Below are 16,428 nucleotides of genomic sequence, written 5' to 3' on the forward strand. Positions count from 1 at the left end.
CGCATACATCTCAGAATACTTCGATGAATCGATATGGGCGTTCGCGGCGAACTCTTCCGATACCGCCTTGATGATCTCGCCCGATGCGATGGGTTTCTGTTCGGTCATCTGGATTTCCCCTCCTGAGACGTGACGTCAGACTTGCGCGGAAGGGGTAGCATGCTTTGTGAAGCTCACAACAACTTACTGTTTTCGGGGGATTTTTCTGTAAACAAATTCCTATTTTGCAAATAATGCTGTAAACTTATTAACCTCATGGTAATTTTTCCCGTAATTCAAGGGGTTTGGGCGAAATTGCGCTGGGGACCGGGATTTGCCGTCGGATTTCCAAATACGGCGCGTTGCCGCAGTTAGGGCTAACGCATCGGGCGCTTAAGTCGCACGTAACCATTACTGGGTAGTGGTCCGCGGGTCCGGCCACGCTGGTTCTCGATCAATTTGCCCTGCGACCAAAGTCTCAAGACCCGCGAATCTGTCAGCCTTGCGGACCTGTTTTCAGCTCCGCCACCAGCGGCGCGCAAGGCGCGCATGGGCGAGATCCCAGCCCTCCCCGGTGCGGTCCGGACGTCCGACGCGGTCGGAGACCACCAGGTTCGCATCCCCCACCGCAAGGATCAGCGCAGGCCCCGCCTCCACCGCCCGCGCCAGCAGCTCGGGCCGCTCGGCAGGCAGCGCCCAGCGCCCGGCGACGGGGGTCGTGCCCCCGGGACCGCGCAGGGCGATGCGGAGCGTCCAGTCCAGGGTGGCGCGCATCGGCCCGCGCCGCACCCGCAGATGGGCGGGCGTACCCGGACCCGCCAAAGCCGGGGCCAGGCCCAGACCGCGCAGCTGCCCGGCCAGGGCACCGACCACGCGCGCCCCTTCGGCGCCCAGATCCGGGTCCATGGCAAGATGCAGGGGGCGGCCCGCAAACCGGGCCAGCTCGGCCCGGGCGGCCTCGGGATCGCCCGTATGGGCCAGCGCCGGGCGCAGCCCCTCCGCACGGGCCAGCGCGCCGCGGTCGAGCCCGGCGCGCAGCCCGCGCAGCAGGGCGGTTTGCGCCATGGGGGATCCGGCCGGACCCGCGGTCAGCTCGATATACTCCGTCGCCGGCAGGGCCAGCACCTCCAGCCCCCTTGCCCGGGCGAGCCGCGCCAGCTGCGCCTGGGGCACCCGGTCGATCACGTCCACCCGCCCCTCCAGCAGCGCGCACGTACGGTGATCCGCGTCGGGCAGGGCCAGCACCTCCACCGTGTCGAACCAATTGCCCGCCCCCTCGCCGGACGGCGCGCCCACGCGCTCCGCCAGAAGGCGGTCGCCATCGAAGCTGACCAGCCGGTAAGGACCGGTGCCGACCCCCTGGGCGAAGGCGTCGGCCAGCCCCGCGGCAGGGCCGATCAGCAGCACGGGATCGCTCAGCAGGTAAGGGAAATCCGCGTTCGGCGCATGCAGCGCGAAGCGGATCCGATGGGGCGAGAGCGCCTCCATCCGCGCCACCAGCGCCCGCAGGCCGAAGCCCGGCGCGCCCGGCGCCAGATGCAGGTCGAGCGAGGCGATCACGTCCTCGGCCACCAGCCCCGGGCCGTGATGGAACCGCGCCTCCGGGTCCAGATCGACGGTCCAGACCGCCCCGCCGCGGCTGGGAACCCAGGCGGTGGCGAGACTGCCCTGCAGCAGGCCGTCCGGCGCGATCTCGGTCAGCGTATCGAAGAGCAGGCCCGCCCCGGTCAGGCTCTGGAACAGGCCGAAGCCCGCCTGCGGGGTCCACCGGTGCCCGCCCGGCCGCCCGCTCAGCCCCACGCGCAACCGCCCGCCGCTGCGCGCCCCCGCGGCCACCGGCATCCCGCCGGCGGCAAAAAGCGCCGCGGCAAGACCGGTTTTCAGCAGTTTGCGTCGGGTTGCGGTGTCCATAAGGGCTCGCGGCTCTGGCTGTGTCACTCCAAGGATATAGGGCATTTCTGCCCGGCGCGACAGGTCAGTTGGACGGGCGCCGTCCATAGCGCAGCCGGTCCATCACCCGCACCAGCTCTGCGCTGATCCCAGATTCCGACAAGGCGTGCCCGGCAAGCGGGATCATCCGCAGGTCGGTCTGCGGCAGCGCCTCGGCGATCTGCCAGGCGCCCGCGGGCGGGCAGATCATGTCGAAGCGCCCCTGCACGATGGTAATCGGCACATCCGCAAGCCGGGGCAGGTCGCGCAGGATCTGGCCATCCTCGTCGAGGAACCCCTTGTTGAGGAAATAATGGTTCTCCAGCCGGGCGAAGGCGCGGGCGTATTCCGCCGGGCTCTCGCCGGTCAGCCCCTCGGAATGGATCGAGGCCAGCGCGTTTTCCCAGGCCGACCAGGCGCGGGCATAGCGGGTCTCTTCCATCATGTTGCCGCTGAAAAGCCGTTTGTTATAGGCCGCGATCAGGTCGCCGCGCTCTTCCTCGGGGATCAGGTTGACGAAACGTTTCCACACATCGGGCCAGAACTGCGCCGCGCCGCCGCCGTAGAACCAGTCGAGCTCGGCGTCGGTCATCAGGAAAACGCCCCGCAAAATCAAGTGGGTAACGCGGTCGGGATGGGTCTGTCCGTAGATCAGCGCGAGGGTCGCGCCCCAGCTGCCGCCGAACACGTCCCAGGCGTCGATCTCCAGGGTGGTGCGGATCGCCTCGATGTCGTCCACAAGGTCCCAGGTGGTGTTGTGCTCCACCGAGGCATGGGGGCGGGAGCGGCCGCAGCCGCGCTGGTCGAAGAGCACGATCCGGTAGGTGTCGGGGTCGAAATAGCGCCGCATGGCCGGGCTGCAGCCGCCGCCGGGGCCGCCATGCAGGACCACCACGGGGATGCCTTGCGGATTGCCGCATTGCTCCACATAGATCCGGTGCCCGCCGGAGACCGGCAGCACGCGCTGGTCGTAGGGATCGAGCGGCGGGTAGAGATACTCCGCTGCGTGTTTTTGGCTCGCCGCTCGTGTCATCGCTGCTCTATATAGTGCTGAGATCCACCCGCCCCATCCTTCGCAAGTTGCATCAGAGAAGTCCATGACAACCAACACGCAGACCGTCGATACTTCGGAACTGGCCAAGTTCGAGGCCATGGCCGCCGAATGGTGGGACCCGATGGGCAAGTTTCGCCCACTGCACCTGATGAACCCGGTACGGCTGGACTACATCACCCGGCAGATCGCGGCGGAGTATGGGCGCGACCTGAAATCACCCAATCCTTTCAAGGGGTTGCGCATTCTCGACATCGGCTGCGGCGGGGGGCTTCTGGCCGAGCCCATGGCGCGGCTGGGGGCCACGGTGGTGGGCGCGGATGCGGCCGAGGGCAACCTGCCCGTCGCGCGGCTGCATGCGGAGAAATCCGGGCTGGAGATCGATTACCGCCACACCACGGCGGAGGCGCTGGTCGCCTCCGGGGAGCAGTTCGATTCGGTGCTGAACATGGAGGTGGTGGAGCATGTGGCCGACCCGCTGGCCTACCTGACCGCGTGCAAGGACCTGCTGAAGCCCGGCGGGATCATGCTGTGCTCGACCCTGAACCGGAACCCCAAGAGTTTCGCCATGGCGATCGTGGGGGCGGAATACGTGCTGAAATGGCTGCCCAAGGGGACCCATGACTGGCGCAAGTTCCTGACCCCCGACGAGCTGACGAAGCTCTTGGAACAGGCGGGGCTGGAGCCGGTGGACAAGAAGGGCATGGTGTTCAACCCGCTGTCGCAGCAATGGTCCCTGTCGGACCGGGACCTGAGCGTGAACTACGTCACCGCCTCGATCCGGCCCGCGTAACCCGCCGCAATTTCAGCGTAAATCCCGCGTCGGATCGGCGTCGGCCCCCTGTCGGACATGTGTCGGGCAAGTGTATGGCACCTCCGCACGGTGGTGCGGCGCCCGGCGCAACGGCAAGGGCAGCGACCCCGCCCGTGCGGGCGGGCGGGGTCTCGCGCGCCGGGGCTCAGTCGAGGCCCATGCAGGACGCGTAGAAGGTCGTGGTCGCGGGCCAGTCGGAGAAGATGCCCTTGACGCCCACATCCTGCGCCAGCACGTCGATCAGCTCGTAGACCACGCCGTCGCTGTCGGTCACGTCGGCGATGGACTGGTAGTACCAGCCGCCCCCGGTGGCCAGCGGGCCGGAGCGTTCAACCGTCCAGGTGATGATGTTCAGCCCCGCCGCCTGCGCCTGCACCGCCAGTTCGGAGGGCACGATGGCCCCGTCGCGGGTGGTCACCAGCATCCAGGTGGGCGGCGCGATGTAGTTCACGCCCATCGCCTTCAGCTCTGCCATGGTGTTGGGCCAGGTGGCCGGGTCCATGGGCGAGTAGCCATCGATATTGTACTCGTCCATCAGGTAGACGGCCTGCGCGCCGAACTCCGGCTCCGCCGAGATCCAGTAGAGCACGTCGTCGAGGTTGAAGCTCTGCAGCCAGACATCCGACGCCGGGATGCCGGCGGCCTTGTACTCGTCCACCAGCTTCTGGGCGTAGTCCTCTTGGGTGAAGCCGTTGAAGGGCATCTCGACCGAGGGGCTTTTCAGCTCGGGCGTGAATTTCGCGCCGAGGGATTTGAAGAGCGCAATCGACTCCGCATGGGTCATGATGCCCGTGGGCTCGCCCGCATAGAGATCCGTGCGCCAGCCCGCCGTGCCGTCGAGATAGTCCTCGACGCTGGTGGCGGCGCGGTTGGCGGCGTCCATTTTCGGCACCAGCGTACGGTACTCGGCCAGCGTGATCTCGGAGGTGCGGCATTCGGCAGTGGCGTTCTGGTCGCCGGAGGCGGGGGTGAACGGGGTCACGCAGGTCTCGGCCAGGGGTGTGGCGAGGATGTTGGTGGTGGTGTGCAGGTCGTTCTGGGCGTGGCGGCAGACCAGTTCCAGATCCTTTGTGAAGGTCACGTCGCATTCCAGGATGCCCGCCCCCATGCGCGCGGCGGCGAGGTTCGACGCCACCGTGTGTTCGGGGAATTGCAGGGGCGCGCCCCGATGGCCGATGGAAAAAAGCGTGCGCTTGGGTTCCTGCCCCATGCAGGACATGAGTTTTTCCTTGAGCGGGCCGTCCTCCATCCGGTCGACGAGGTAGAAGGGGCGCGGGCCCAGCTCGATCACGTCGGCGGTCTGGGCCAGGGCCGGTGCGGCGGCCAGGCCGGTGGCAAGCAGTGGCAGGATATGTCGCATGGTCTCCCCCATTTATGCGTCTCAGGCCCCCGTGTGCCCGGGGTTCCTTGACGACAGTATGAAGGTTTGTTGAACCTTAGGCGACAGTCGCGTTAGTTGCCGTAGCTTTGCTTCTGGCTGTCGAACAGCTGCGCATAGAGCCCGTTTTTGGCGAGCAGTTCCGCATGGGTGCCCTGTTCGACCAGCGCGCCGGTTTCCAGCACGTAGATCCGGTCGGCGTCGATCACCGACGACAGCCGATGCGCGACCATGATGGTGGTCTTGCCCCGGGCGAGCCGTCCGAGGGCGCGCTTGACCTTGTCCTCGGTTTTCTGGTCGAGGGCGGAGGTCGCCTCGTCCAGCAGGATGATCGGGGCGTCGCGCAGGAAGGCGCGGGCGATGGCGATGCGCTGCTTCTGGCCGCCGGAGAGCTGCGCGCCCTTGGGGCCGACCGGCAGGTCGCCGCGCTCGGCGATGACATCGGCAAGTTCGGCGGCCTCGGCGGCGGCGCGGACCTCGGCATCGGTGGCGTCGGGGTTCACGTAGCGGATGTTGTCGAGGATCGAGCTGTTGAAGATCACGATGTCCTGGGCGACCACGGAGAACGCCTGCCGCAGGTCGGAGATGCGGATCTTGTTCACGGGGATGTCGCCGATGCGAACCGTGCCGCCGATCGGGTCGTAGAGGCGGCCCAGCAGGCTGAGGATCGTGGTCTTGCCCGAGCCGGTGGGCCCGACGATGGCGGTGACCTGCCCGCCGCCGAAGGTGAGCGACAGGTCGCGGAAGAGCGGGCGGTCGGGCTCGTAGCCGAAGGTCACGTTGTCGAGGGTCAGGTCCGCGCCGGTGTCGAATTCGGACACCGCGTCGGGGGCATCCACGATGCCCGCGCGTTCGTCATAGAGCCCGCGCACGAGGCGCAGTTGCACCAATGCCCCCTGGAGCGAGACGACGAATTGCGCGATGCGGCGGCCCGGGTCGAAAATCAGCACCAGCCCGATCAGGAAGGCGATGATCGCGGCCCCGTCCACGTCGAAGGCGGGGCTGATCACCATGTAGCCGCCGCCGCCGATCACCAGCATGTAGACAAAGGCCGCGGCGAAGTCGATGCAGGGCAGGATCACCGCCTGGGCGGCGTTGCGGCGGATGGTCAGGCGGCGCAGGCGGCTGGTGGATTTGACCAGCCGGTCCTCTTCAACCTCTTCCTGGCCCGCGATCTTGACCGTGCGCATGCCGGACATGGTCTCGTCGATGGTCGAGATGTAGTCGCGCATGGCGTTCTCGGTCTGGGCCTGGACCAGTTTCACCTTTCGCGACACCAGCTGCATGGTCAGGATGATCACCGGGAAGACGATGGCCGCGCTCGCGAAGAGCAGGGGCTGCTGGTAGGCGAGATAGATCGACACGATCACCACGGTGGCGATGTCGCGCCCGGCCTTCACCGTGGTCTGGCCGACGAAATTGCCCAGACCTTCGACCTGGCCCACGAGTTTCTGGATCATGGCGGCGGGGGGCGTGTGTTCGAAAAAGGCGAGATCCAGTTCCATCAGGTGGTGGATCAGCTCCCGGCGGAGCTTGGCCACCGCATCGGCGGCGATCCAGACGCTGACCCGGGGGATCAGGTAGCTCATCACGCCGCGAAACGCGAAGACGCCGAACACCGCGGCACAGATCACCACCAGATCGCGCAGGGTGCCGCTGTCGAAGATGACGCGCAGGCCGCTTTCGGTCAGGCGGAGGAACTGCTGGTAGACGAAGCCCTGGGCGATGACCATCCCGAAGACCACGATCAGCCAGGGCAGCTTCTCGCGCAGGTAGCCGCGCCAGAACCAGGCGATGTTGGCCTTGTCCTCGGGGGTGAACATCGGCTCGCGCCGGGGCTTGTCCGCGGGGGCAGGAGACTGGGTGTCGGGCGCTGTCATGGCCTGTCGGCTATCGCGAAGGGGGGCGGGTCTGTCAAGGCGGCGGGGATCGGGGGCCGGGGGTCACCGGCTGCCGCGCGGGTCGCTGAAACGAGAACGCCCGGCAGTGCCGGGCGTTCGGTGATCAAGATATCGTGCCGATCACTCGGAGAGCGACTTGATATAGGCATACAGGTTCACGGCATCCTCTTCCTTGCGGACGCGGAAGCTCATCTTGCCGCGCTCACCAGTGCCGGTGACTTCCTGCATGTAGCCGGTCGGGTCCTGCAGATAGGCGACGAAGGTGGCCTCGTCATAGACCACGCCCTGCTCGTTCGCTGCGAGCAGCAGATCGCTGTAGCGGAAGTCTTCGACCGAGCCGGCGGTGCGGCCGGAAATGCCGTAAAGGTTCGGGCCGGTCTTGGCCGCGCGCCCGGCAAGGGTGTTACCGTCGGCATCCTGCACGACATGGCAGGACTGGCACTGGCGGAAAGCCTTCTCGCCCTCGGCGGCATCGCCAGTGGCCGCGAGGTCATCGGCGAGCACCGGTGCGGACATCGACGTCAGCATCAACGTGGCGGCGGCTACGATAGTCAGTTTCATGTTTCCCTCCCAGGGGGCTGGTTAAACCGTGTTGGGGTAATACGCCCGAAACGGGAGGAAAGTTCAACCGGACTTTGGACCTATAGGCGGCGGCGTTACGCCACCGCCTGGGAGATCGCGCATTGCTTCCACAAAACCTCCAGCGCGGAGACCAGGTGGCGCAGGTCGTCCACCGAATGATTCGGCGACGGCGTGAACCGCAGACGCTCGGTCCCCTTGGGCACGGTGGGGTAATTGATCGGCTGCACGTAGATGCCGAACTCGTCCATCAGGTAATCCGACAGCATCCGGCATTTCACCGGGTCCTTGATCATCACCGGGATGATGTGGCTCGGGTTGTCGATATGCGGGATGCCGGCGCGGTCGAGCATCTGGCGCAGCTGGGCGACGCGGACCTTTTGCAGGTCGCGCTCGGCGCTGCTTTCCTTCAGGTGCCGGATCGAGGTTTGCGCCGCGGCCGCGACCGCCGGGGGCAGGGCGGTGGTGAAGATGAAGCCCGACGCGAAGGAGCGGATGAAGTCGCAGAGTGTCTTGCTGCCGGTGATGTAGCCACCGACCACGCCGAAAGCCTTGCCCAGCGTGCCCTCGATCAGGGTGACGCGGTCCATCACGCCGTCCCGTTCGGCGATGCCCGCCCCGCGGGGGCCGTACATGCCCACGGCGTGCACCTCGTCGAGATAGGTCATGGCGCCGTATTTCTCGGCCACGTCGCAGATCTCGGCGATGGGCGCGATGTCGCCATCCATGGAATAGACGCTCTCGAACGCGACGATCTTGGGGCAGTTGGCGGGCAGGGCCGCGAGCTTGGCCTCCAGATCGGCGGGGTCGTTGTGTTTCCAGATGACGACCTTGGCGCGGGAGTGGCGCATGCCTTCGATCATCGAGGCGTGGTTGAGTTCATCGGAGAGAATCACGCAGTCGCGCAGCCGGGCGCCGAGGGTGCTGAGCGCGGCCCAGTTCGACACGTAGCCGGAGGTGAACAGCAGCGCGTCTTCCTTGCCGTGCAGATCCGCCAACTCGTCTTCGAGGAGCCGGTGATGGTGGTTCGTGCCGGAGATGTTGCGGGTGCCGCCCGCGCCCGCGCCGCACTGGCCGATCACCTCTTGCATGCGTTTCACCACCTTGGGGTGCTGGCCCATGCCGAGATAGTCGTTCGAGCACCAAACGGTGATCTGTCGCTTGCCGTCTTCGCCATGGCACTGCGCCTTGGGGTGTTGGCCGCATTCGCGCTCGAGCTCTGCGAAAATGCGATAATTGCCTTCCTCTTTCAGCTGGTTCAGCTGGGTGGCAAAAAGGGCGTCAAAGTCCATGGGCGTCCTCACTCCGTCTTATCCGAAAATCTTACAAGTTAGACAGTTTGAGTGTCAATTAAAACTTACACCTTCCTGAGCCCCATGGCGCACAGAAGGGGGGTGGGCAGCGCCGACGCGCCGCCCTGCCATATGCTGGCAGGAGGAGAGATCGGGATTCAGAGGGATCGATTCGAAAGGCAGGCCGCGGGGGCCCGCGGTGTCAGCCCTGCTTTTCCTTGGCGGGCATGTCCTTGGCGGGCATCAGCCAGCGCCAGAGCTTTTCATCCGGCAGGGGCACGACCATCAGCCAGTGTTCCAGGAGCGCCAGCGCGGTGAACACGGCCAGCAAGGTGAACCCGACGGTCGCGGCCGCGGTTTCGGCGGCATAGAGCCGCTCGAACCAGCAGGTCATGGCGAAGGTCAGCGCCGTGACGGAATAGGGAAAGAGCCAGTTGATCGGCCGGATGCGAAAATGGCTCGGCAGATGCGACAGGGGGGTGGGCAGAAACTCGGTATTGATCTTCCTGACGCCGAGGAAAAGGTTCAGCTTGGCGCTGATCCGGGCGATGAAGAGGACCGAGAAGGTCCAGAAGCCGAACTTGTTGTCGGCCCCCCAGGCCGTGATTCCCATCACGATGAGCACGGTCAGCAGCAGCATCTCGTGATAGGCGATGGTGCCCCAGGCGCGGAAGAAACGCTCGAACTCGGAACAGCCCTCGGGGCAGTCGTAGGAATTCGGACCGGTGATGATGCCGGCGAGGAAGGCATGCTCGATCCAGCCCCAGACCAGCAGCGCCGAGGCGAAGGCGATCCAGACGCCGGGCACGGTGGCCTCGGTCAGCGAGGCCGAGAAGCCGTAGACCCCGAGCAGGCCGAAAGGCGCGGTCAGGATCACCGACCGCAGGTGGGCGCGGGGCCCCCGGCGGTCGGCGTGTTTCACGATGCACAGGATCGCCCCGGTGGCGAACCACCAGATGAACATGGCGCAAAGCGCGATGATCCAGGGCGAGCTGAACATCAGTAGGCCGGCTCCAGCCGGGTGTCGGTCGGCACGTCATGCTTGTGCGCCGGGATCGTGTAGAGCGCGACGAAGGCCATCGCGGCCCGCGCCCCCGCGGAGGCCTTGCCGATCAGGCCGCCGAGGCCGCCCTTGGCCTTGGCCGCCGCCATGTCGCGGGAGGCTTTCTCCATCCGCTTGAGGTTCGGCATCCAGCGCGGATGGTCGATATCCAGCGTGATCGGGTAGATCTGCTTGGAGATCTCGGAGGTCTTCTTGAACACCTCCTGGCCGTACCAGTCGGTATCCACGCCCAGCGCCTTGTGGAAGGCGGGCCGCTGGTGGTCGCGCACATACATGGTCGAGTAGACCGCCGTGAGGAAGAACTTGATCCAGAGCACGTTGCGCCCGGTGGTCAGTTTCGGGTCGCTTTTCATCAGCAGGGCGAAGGCCTCGCCATGGCGGAACTCATCATTGCACCACTCTTCGAACCACTTGAAGATCGGGTGGAAGCGGTGCTCCGGATGCGCCTGGAGGTGGCGGAAGATCGTGATGTAGCGTGCATAGCCGATCTTCTCGCTGAGGTAGGTCGCATAGTAGATGAACTTCGGGCGGAAGTAGGTGTATTTCTTCTGCTGGGTCAGAAAGCCGAGGTTCACCGCGATGCCCGCCTCGCGCAGGGCGTCGTTGATGAAGCCCGCATGCCGCGCCTCGTCCCGGGCCATGAGCTGGAACAGCTGGGTGATGTCCTTGTTGGAGCCGCGGCGCTTCATTTCCTTGTAGAGCACGCAGCCCGAGAACTCGGCGGTGCAGGAGGAAATCAGGAAGTCGATGAATTCCTTGCGCAATTCCGGATCCATCCCGTCCCAATCGACATGGTCCCAGTCCTCGTTTTTCTTGAAATGGCCCTTGTTGGGGTCGGACTCCATCTCGGCGATGAGCGGATCCCACTCGTCGCGGATGCTCTCGACCGAGATGGCGTCCATCTCGTCGAAATCGGTGGTGTAGAAGCGCGGGGTCAGGAGCGTGTCCTGCATCGCCACTTCGGTCGCCTTCTCGGAGGTCATCCCCTCTTCGGCGACACCGTGATTGGAAACGGAAGACGTGGTGCCGTTCAGGGTTGCTGGGGTCTGGACGTTCATAGCGTGACCTCCTCGGAGAATGAAAATTCGCAAAGTTCGATGAATTCGAGATCGCCGGTCATCCGGGTCCAGAGACGCTCCAGGCCACTGGCGCGGGTGATGACGGCGACGCGGTCCTCGGAGACCACTTCACCGTAGGGGGCCATGATTTCGGCCCCTTGCACCAGCACCTCGTCGCCGGGATAGACAACGGCGCCGTTATTGAACTTCACGTGGGCGGACAGCTCTTCGAACCGGTGGCTGATGCTCACGGTGCACGGAGCGGTTTCGCGTGTCTTGGTGAAAAATCCCATGTCTCAGCCCTCCTGGATCGGGGTGTAGAGCAGCCGCTCGAACGCGGCGGTGTTGTCCATGCCGAAGCCGATCAGCTTGGCTTCCCAGCCGGTGGCCGGGTCGATCAGTGCGAGATGGCCGTCCTCGTAGCGCACGAGGCGCACGGGCGCGCTGTCGACGACGCCGACTTTCATGCGCTCGCGGGACAGGGCCCGGGTCATGCCGGCGATGAAGCCGCCTTCCTCGGGCGACAGGTCCGCCACCAGGCGGCCTTCGCCGTCCAGAACGCGGGCCGCGCCGTTCATCTCGCCGAAGATCTGGATCATGCGCTCTTCCACGATCGGCTGATCGGGGAACTTTGCCTCCAGGGGTCGGTCGGTGATGCGTGCATAGGCCACGAGGACCAGGCAGGCGACCACCAGAAAGAGCATGGCGCGCAGCAGGAGGGTCGGAATCATCTCCTTGTCGCGGCGCGCGAGCTCATGGGTTGCGGGGTCGTTCATCGGACAGGGATCCTTATTCTGCGGGCATGGGCACCGCGCCGGATGCGGTCTGCGCATCCACGGTGGCCTTGCCGGTTTCGGGCTGGGCTTGGGTCTTGGCGCGGAACACCGCGCTTTCGGCGGCCTCTGCGATGATCTCGGCCACCTTGGCCGCATCGGGGATGCAGCGCAGGGCAGGCTCGGGGTCGCGGATGTGCCAGGGGCGGATATGGGGCCAGCAGTTGAGGTAACTCATGCGCGTGTCGCCCGTGAGCTTGAGCGCGATGGTCCCCGTGCCGGACTTGCGCAGGTCGAGGTCGGCCGACCCGATCCAGCGGTAGGGGAAGTTGTAGGTGATCGTGAGCGCCGCCCCGATCCGCATGGCGATGCGGCGGTTGGTGACCGTGTAGATCGTGGTCACCGCCTGGGTCCAGGCGATCGCGGTCAGGATACCGCAGACGATCAGGCCGAGGATCAGGAAGGGGATCATCCCCTTCAGGCTGGTCAGGGTATCGTGCTGCGCCATCAGCGCCACCGAGCGCCAGGCCCCGAGGAACACGAAGTACCCCATGACCCATTTCAGCGCCAGGCTCTCCTTGGCGAGGGCCCACCAGTTCGGTTTGCCCTGCCACAGGATGGTTTCGCCCTCGGGGGGCAGTTCAGGGAGCCCTTCGACAGGCTCGAAATGGAAATCGTCGTGATGGTCTGACATCGCGAAAGGCTCCCGTGTTTGTCGTTACAATTGCGGCTCGAGGCGGGACTCGTCGGCATAGAGGGTGCCGCCCGCGTAGTAGGCCATGATCTTGTCTTCCTCGAGCAGGGTGACCTGGTTCGGGGACTTGGTTTTCGGCACGTTCTTGAAGTGCTTGCCGTAGATCGAGCGGACCTTCACCCGGTCGGACTTGATCCGCACCATTTCACGCTGCACGAGCCGCTTGCCGTCGCCCCATTCCGGGTCGAGCTCGATCTCGAGGTAGCGGACGAGCTGCTCGGCTTCGTCGATCCACATGTCGGAGACCAGGCCGACGATCTCGCCGTCCCCCGCCATGACCGGCAGGCCGCGCGGGTCGGTCCCGGCGGACACGCCGAAGCCTTCGGCGGCCGACATGGGCACGATCTTGGGATGGCCGTGGGCGTCCAGTTCCGGCACGTCGCGCCGCTTGGACCAGCTGGCCGGGCCCACCCCGTCGAGCATGGGATCGCCCGTGGGTTCCATCGGGAAGCCGTTGCCATGGGCCGTCTTGCGCAGGGCGAGATTGTCGCGCCGCTGCACGTCTTCGCCCGGCAGCGTCAGCTCGCCACGGCCATGTTGCAGCTTGAAGGTTTTCTCCTTCGGGAGCGGGAACGGCCCCTGGTTGGCGGCGGTGTTGCCGTCGTCATCCTCGAGGGGGTAGCCCTCGCGCATGTTTTCGGTCTGCAGATAGTAGATCAGCAGCGCGAAGAAGCCGTAGAACAGCCAGAGCGAGAGGCTGGCGAGGTCGAAATTGCCGAAGAATGTCTCTTCCATGGAGGTATCCTTTCGTATCCGGCGTCAGGTCGGGAAATCGGCGAGCCCGATCTTGCCGGTCTCCCCTGTTGCATGGTCGTTACGGGTCAGCGCATGGGCCCGCACGAGCGGCCCCAGGGCGATGAGGGTGATGAAGATCAGGGCGATCTCCAGGTGGTAGACCACGGAGTAGCCCGTGGAGGGATCGTTGAGCGCTTCGCCCCAGGCGCCGGTGGACACGGCGGCATTCACCACGTCGCGGATCGTGCCGCCCAGGGCCACGCCCACACCGACCGCGGTGGCCTGTGCAGCGCCCCAGGCGCCCAGCGCCAGGCCGCGCCCGGCCAGCCCATCCGCCGGCATGGTCATGGCCGCGGTCAGGGTCGCGACGGAGAAGAGCCCGCCGCCGAGGCCGATCAGGCCCGCCCCGACGAAGAACAGCTCGTTGGAGCCCATGGGGGCCGCGAAGATCACCGCCGAGAAGGCCGCCAGCCCGATCAGCAGCCCGCGCCCGCACATCCGGAACGGGTTGATGTCGTCCTTGAGCCAGCGCGCGGCCATGGCAAAGCCGATCAGCGCGCCCGCCGCCCACATCGCGGTCAGGAAGGTGGTGGCCGAGACCGACAGGCCGAGGATCTCGCCGCCGTACGGTTCCAGCAGGACGTCCTGCATGTTGAAGCCGAGCGTGCCGAGGAACACCACGACCAGCAAACGGCCCGCCTGCCCGCCCGCGGCGAAGTCGTCCCAGGCCGCGCGGAAGGAGGGGCGCGGTGCGGCGCGTTCCTCGGCGGTCGTCGGGAAGACGATCTCCTGTTTCCAGAGCGCGATCAGGTTCAGGATCAGGGTCGCGCCCGCGGTGGCCTGCACCACCTGGATCAGGCGAATGCCGCTGAAATCGCGCAGCAGCCAGCCGATGATCACGGCCGAGACGCCCATGCCCAGAAGGAACATCACGTAGAGCAGCGCCACCACCCGCGGCCGGGTTTCGTCCGTGGCCCGGTCCGAGGCGAGCGCGAGCCCCGCGGTCTGTGTCATGTGCAGCCCCAGCCCCGTCATCAGGAAGGCCAGCGCCGCCAGCACCTCGCCGGCGAAGGGGATGTCGATATAGACGTCCCCGCCCAGCACCAGCAAGCAGGACGGCATGATCGCCAGCCCGCCGAACTGCCACAGGGTGCCGAACCACATGTAGGGCACACGCTTCCACCCGATGGCGGATTTGTGGGTGTCGGAGCGGAACCCGAGGAGCGCCCGGAAGGGGGCGACGAGGACCGGGATGGCGATCATCAGCGCCACCAGCATGGCCGGCACGCTGAGTTCCACGATCATCACCCGGTTCAGGGTGCCCAGCAGCATGACCGTGGCCATGCCGACCGAGACCTGGAACAGGCTCAGGCGCAACAGCTGGCCCAGGGGCAGCTGGTCGCTGGCCGCGTCTGCAAAGGGCAGAAACTGGCTGGCGAGACGCTTGGTCTGGGCCTTGGTGAAGATCATGCCCGGTACTCCAGACAGGTGGAAATGTAGAAGCCGGAGGTCACACGCTCGACTTCGCGGATGGCCCCGCGGGCGCCCGTCTCGGCGGCGGCCTTCGACAGCCGCGCGGGCGCATGGGGGATCATGGTCGGGGACCGGTCGCCGCGCGGGAAGAGCTTGCCCACCCCCCAGAAGGTCATCAGGAACGGGGTGCGGGGGGCGACGGTGAAGATCACCGAGCCGCGCACCCGGGGGCAGAACTTCGCCAGCGAGGCACCGATATCCGGTGCTTCGTAGTAGATCAGACTGTCCATCGCCACGACATGATCGAAATCACCCAAGGAGGGATTGTGCATGTCGCCGGAGGTAAAGGTGACCTGGCCGCGATGGGCATCCGGCAGGCGCTTTTCGGCGATCTCCACCAGGCTCGGCGAGATGTCGATGGCGACGACTTCCGCCCCGCGGGCGGCCAGTTCGGCGGTCATCTGCCCCGCGCCGCAGCCCGCATCCAGCACGCGCTTGCCCGACAGGTCCGCGGGCATCTGCGCCAGCATGATGTCGCGCATCCGGTCGCGGCCCGCGCGCACGGTGGCGCGCACCTTCGACACGGGCGCGTCCGATGTCAGACGCTCCCATGTCTTGGTCGCGGTCCGGTCGAAATAGTCTTCGACGCGGGTCAGGGTCTGGTCGTAGGCGGGCATTACCGGGCTCTCCAAAGGGGGGGCCGAGGGGTCACGAGGGTGGTCATCAGTCGAATCCGAGCAGCTCGAAGATTTCACGGTCGGGCAGCGGCGCGGGCGCCAGGGGCTCCGTGCCGTTCCACAGGGTCTCGGCCAGGCGGATGTATTCCTTGCGGACCTGCACCACGTCCTCGGCATCTTCCATTTCGAACAGGGTCTTCTTCTTGAGCCGCGAGCGGCGGATCGCATCCAGGTCGGGCATGTGCGCGATCCGGTTGAAGCCCACGGTCTTGCAATACCGGTCGACCTCGTCGGTCTCGCGGGAGCGGTTGGCGACGCAGCCCGCCAGCCGCACGGAGTAGTTCTTGGACTTGGCCTGCACCGCGGCAATGATGCGGTTCATCGCATAGATGCTGTCGAAATCATTCGCAGTGACGATCAGTGCCCGGTCCGCATGTTGCAGGGGCGCCGCGAACCCGCCGCAGACCACGTCACCAAGCACGTCGAAGATCACCACATCGGTGTCTTCCAGCAGGTGGTGCTGCTTCAGCAGCTTCACCGTTTGCCCCACCACGTACCCGCCGCAGCCGGTGCCGGCGGGCGGCCCGCCGGCCTCGACGCATTTCACGCCGTTGAACCCTTCGAAGACGAAGTCTTCGGGGCGCAGTTCCTCTGCGTGGAAATCCACCTCCTTGAGGATGTCGATCACCGTGGGAACCAGGCTCCCTGTCAGGGTGAAGGTGCTGTCATGCTTGGGGTCGCAGCCGATCTGCAACACGCGCTTGCCCAGCTTGGAGAAGGCGGCCGACAGGTTCGAGCTGGTCGTGGACTTGCCGATCCCGCCCTTGCCGTAGACCGAGAACACTTTCGCGCCTTCGATCTTCATCGAGTCGTCCTGATGCACTTGCACCGATCCTTCGCCGTCCTCGCCCTTGAGAACCGGGGGGGCTGTATCCAGTGGGCTCATGTCATCATCCCTTTCAGTTGCGGCCT

16 protein-coding genes are annotated in these 16,428 nt (G+C 65.9%); 1 reads left to right on the forward strand and 15 read right to left on the reverse strand.

Translation table 11 applies throughout. The features are described 5' to 3' along the window. Positions 1 to 495 precede the first annotated feature (495 nt). A complete protein-coding gene (locus tag PVW48_RS14645) occupies positions 496 to 1,890 on the reverse strand; it encodes an ABC transporter substrate-binding protein (protein ID WP_274581873.1) in 1,395 nt (464 codons plus the stop codon). A 64-nt stretch (positions 1,891 to 1,954) separates the two neighbouring features. Next, the gene (pip, locus tag PVW48_RS14650) at positions 1,955 to 2,941 is read right to left on the reverse strand and encodes a prolyl aminopeptidase (protein ID WP_274581874.1); all 987 of its coding nucleotides are present in this window, start codon (positions 2,939 to 2,941) and stop codon (positions 1,955 to 1,957) included. A gap of 64 nt (positions 2,942 to 3,005) precedes the next feature. On the opposite strand from pip, the gene ubiG reads away from it, so the two are divergent. After that, positions 3,006 to 3,752 (forward strand): bifunctional 2-polyprenyl-6-hydroxyphenol methylase/3-demethylubiquinol 3-O-methyltransferase UbiG, encoded by a 747-nt coding sequence (ubiG, locus tag PVW48_RS14655; RefSeq protein ID WP_274581875.1) that lies wholly within the window; start codon positions 3,006 to 3,008, stop codon positions 3,750 to 3,752. 166 nt (positions 3,753 to 3,918) lie between these two features. Here ubiG and PVW48_RS14660 read toward each other — a convergent pair whose 3' ends face one another. From PVW48_RS14660 to bchL, 13 genes are all read right to left on the reverse strand, one after another. After that, positions 3,919 to 5,133, reverse strand: coding sequence for a glycerophosphodiester phosphodiesterase family protein (locus PVW48_RS14660; RefSeq protein WP_274581876.1), 1,215 nt, complete (start codon positions 5,131 to 5,133; stop codon positions 3,919 to 3,921). Positions 5,134 to 5,225: 92 nt separating this feature from the next. Beyond that, entirely contained in the window at positions 5,226 to 7,031 is a 1,806-nt protein-coding gene (locus tag PVW48_RS14665; protein ID WP_012180204.1) for an ABC transporter ATP-binding protein, read from the reverse strand. A gap of 141 nt (positions 7,032 to 7,172) precedes the next feature. Continuing rightward, a complete protein-coding gene (locus tag PVW48_RS14670; RefSeq protein WP_274581877.1) occupies positions 7,173 to 7,613 on the reverse strand; it encodes a c-type cytochrome in 441 nt (146 codons plus the stop codon). Positions 7,614 to 7,708: 95 nt separating this feature from the next. Then, entirely contained in the window at positions 7,709 to 8,923 is a 1,215-nt protein-coding gene (gene hemA / locus PVW48_RS14675) for a 5-aminolevulinate synthase (protein WP_274581878.1), read from the reverse strand. Between the two features lie 202 nt (positions 8,924 to 9,125). Next, a complete protein-coding gene (puhE, locus tag PVW48_RS14680) occupies positions 9,126 to 9,923 on the reverse strand; it encodes a putative photosynthetic complex assembly protein PuhE (RefSeq protein ID WP_012180201.1) in 798 nt (265 codons plus the stop codon). Further along, positions 9,923 to 10,969, reverse strand: coding sequence for a magnesium-protoporphyrin IX monomethyl ester (oxidative) cyclase (acsF, locus tag PVW48_RS14685; RefSeq protein ID WP_274581988.1), 1,047 nt, complete (start codon positions 10,967 to 10,969; stop codon positions 9,923 to 9,925). The genes puhE and acsF overlap by 1 nt, the downstream gene beginning before the upstream one ends. Before the next feature lie 71 nt (positions 10,970 to 11,040). Then, positions 11,041 to 11,337, reverse strand: coding sequence for a hypothetical protein (locus PVW48_RS14690; RefSeq protein ID WP_274581879.1), 297 nt, complete (start codon positions 11,335 to 11,337; stop codon positions 11,041 to 11,043). A gap of 3 nt (positions 11,338 to 11,340) precedes the next feature. After that, positions 11,341 to 11,820, reverse strand: a complete 480-nt coding sequence (gene puhC / locus PVW48_RS14695; RefSeq protein WP_012180198.1) for a photosynthetic complex assembly protein PuhC — start codon at positions 11,818 to 11,820, stop codon at positions 11,341 to 11,343. Between the two features lie 13 nt (positions 11,821 to 11,833). Continuing rightward, positions 11,834 to 12,511: a photosynthetic complex putative assembly protein PuhB gene (puhB, locus tag PVW48_RS14700; RefSeq protein ID WP_012180197.1), complete on the reverse strand. Its 678-nt coding sequence runs from the start codon at positions 12,509 to 12,511 to the stop codon at positions 11,834 to 11,836. Positions 12,512 to 12,535: 24 nt separating this feature from the next. Further along, positions 12,536 to 13,306: a photosynthetic reaction center subunit H gene (gene puhA, locus PVW48_RS14705; protein WP_012180196.1), complete on the reverse strand. Its 771-nt coding sequence runs from the start codon at positions 13,304 to 13,306 to the stop codon at positions 12,536 to 12,538. Positions 13,307 to 13,330: 24 nt separating this feature from the next. Beyond that, complete coding sequence (locus PVW48_RS14710; protein WP_012180195.1) at positions 13,331 to 14,776, reverse strand: PucC family protein; 1,446 nt, start codon at positions 14,774 to 14,776, stop codon at positions 13,331 to 13,333. Continuing rightward, positions 14,773 to 15,456 (reverse strand): magnesium protoporphyrin IX methyltransferase, encoded by a 684-nt coding sequence (gene bchM / locus PVW48_RS14715; protein WP_274581880.1) that lies wholly within the window; start codon positions 15,454 to 15,456, stop codon positions 14,773 to 14,775. The genes PVW48_RS14710 and bchM overlap by 4 nt, the downstream gene beginning before the upstream one ends. Before the next feature lie 46 nt (positions 15,457 to 15,502). After that, complete coding sequence (gene bchL, locus PVW48_RS14720) at positions 15,503 to 16,402, reverse strand: ferredoxin:protochlorophyllide reductase (ATP-dependent) iron-sulfur ATP-binding protein (protein ID WP_012180193.1); 900 nt, start codon at positions 16,400 to 16,402, stop codon at positions 15,503 to 15,505. Between the last annotated feature and the right edge of the window lie 26 nt (positions 16,403 to 16,428).

The organism is Dinoroseobacter sp. PD6, from assembly GCF_028807315.1.
Taxonomy (GTDB): domain Bacteria; phylum Pseudomonadota; class Alphaproteobacteria; order Rhodobacterales; family Rhodobacteraceae; genus Dinoroseobacter; species Dinoroseobacter shibae.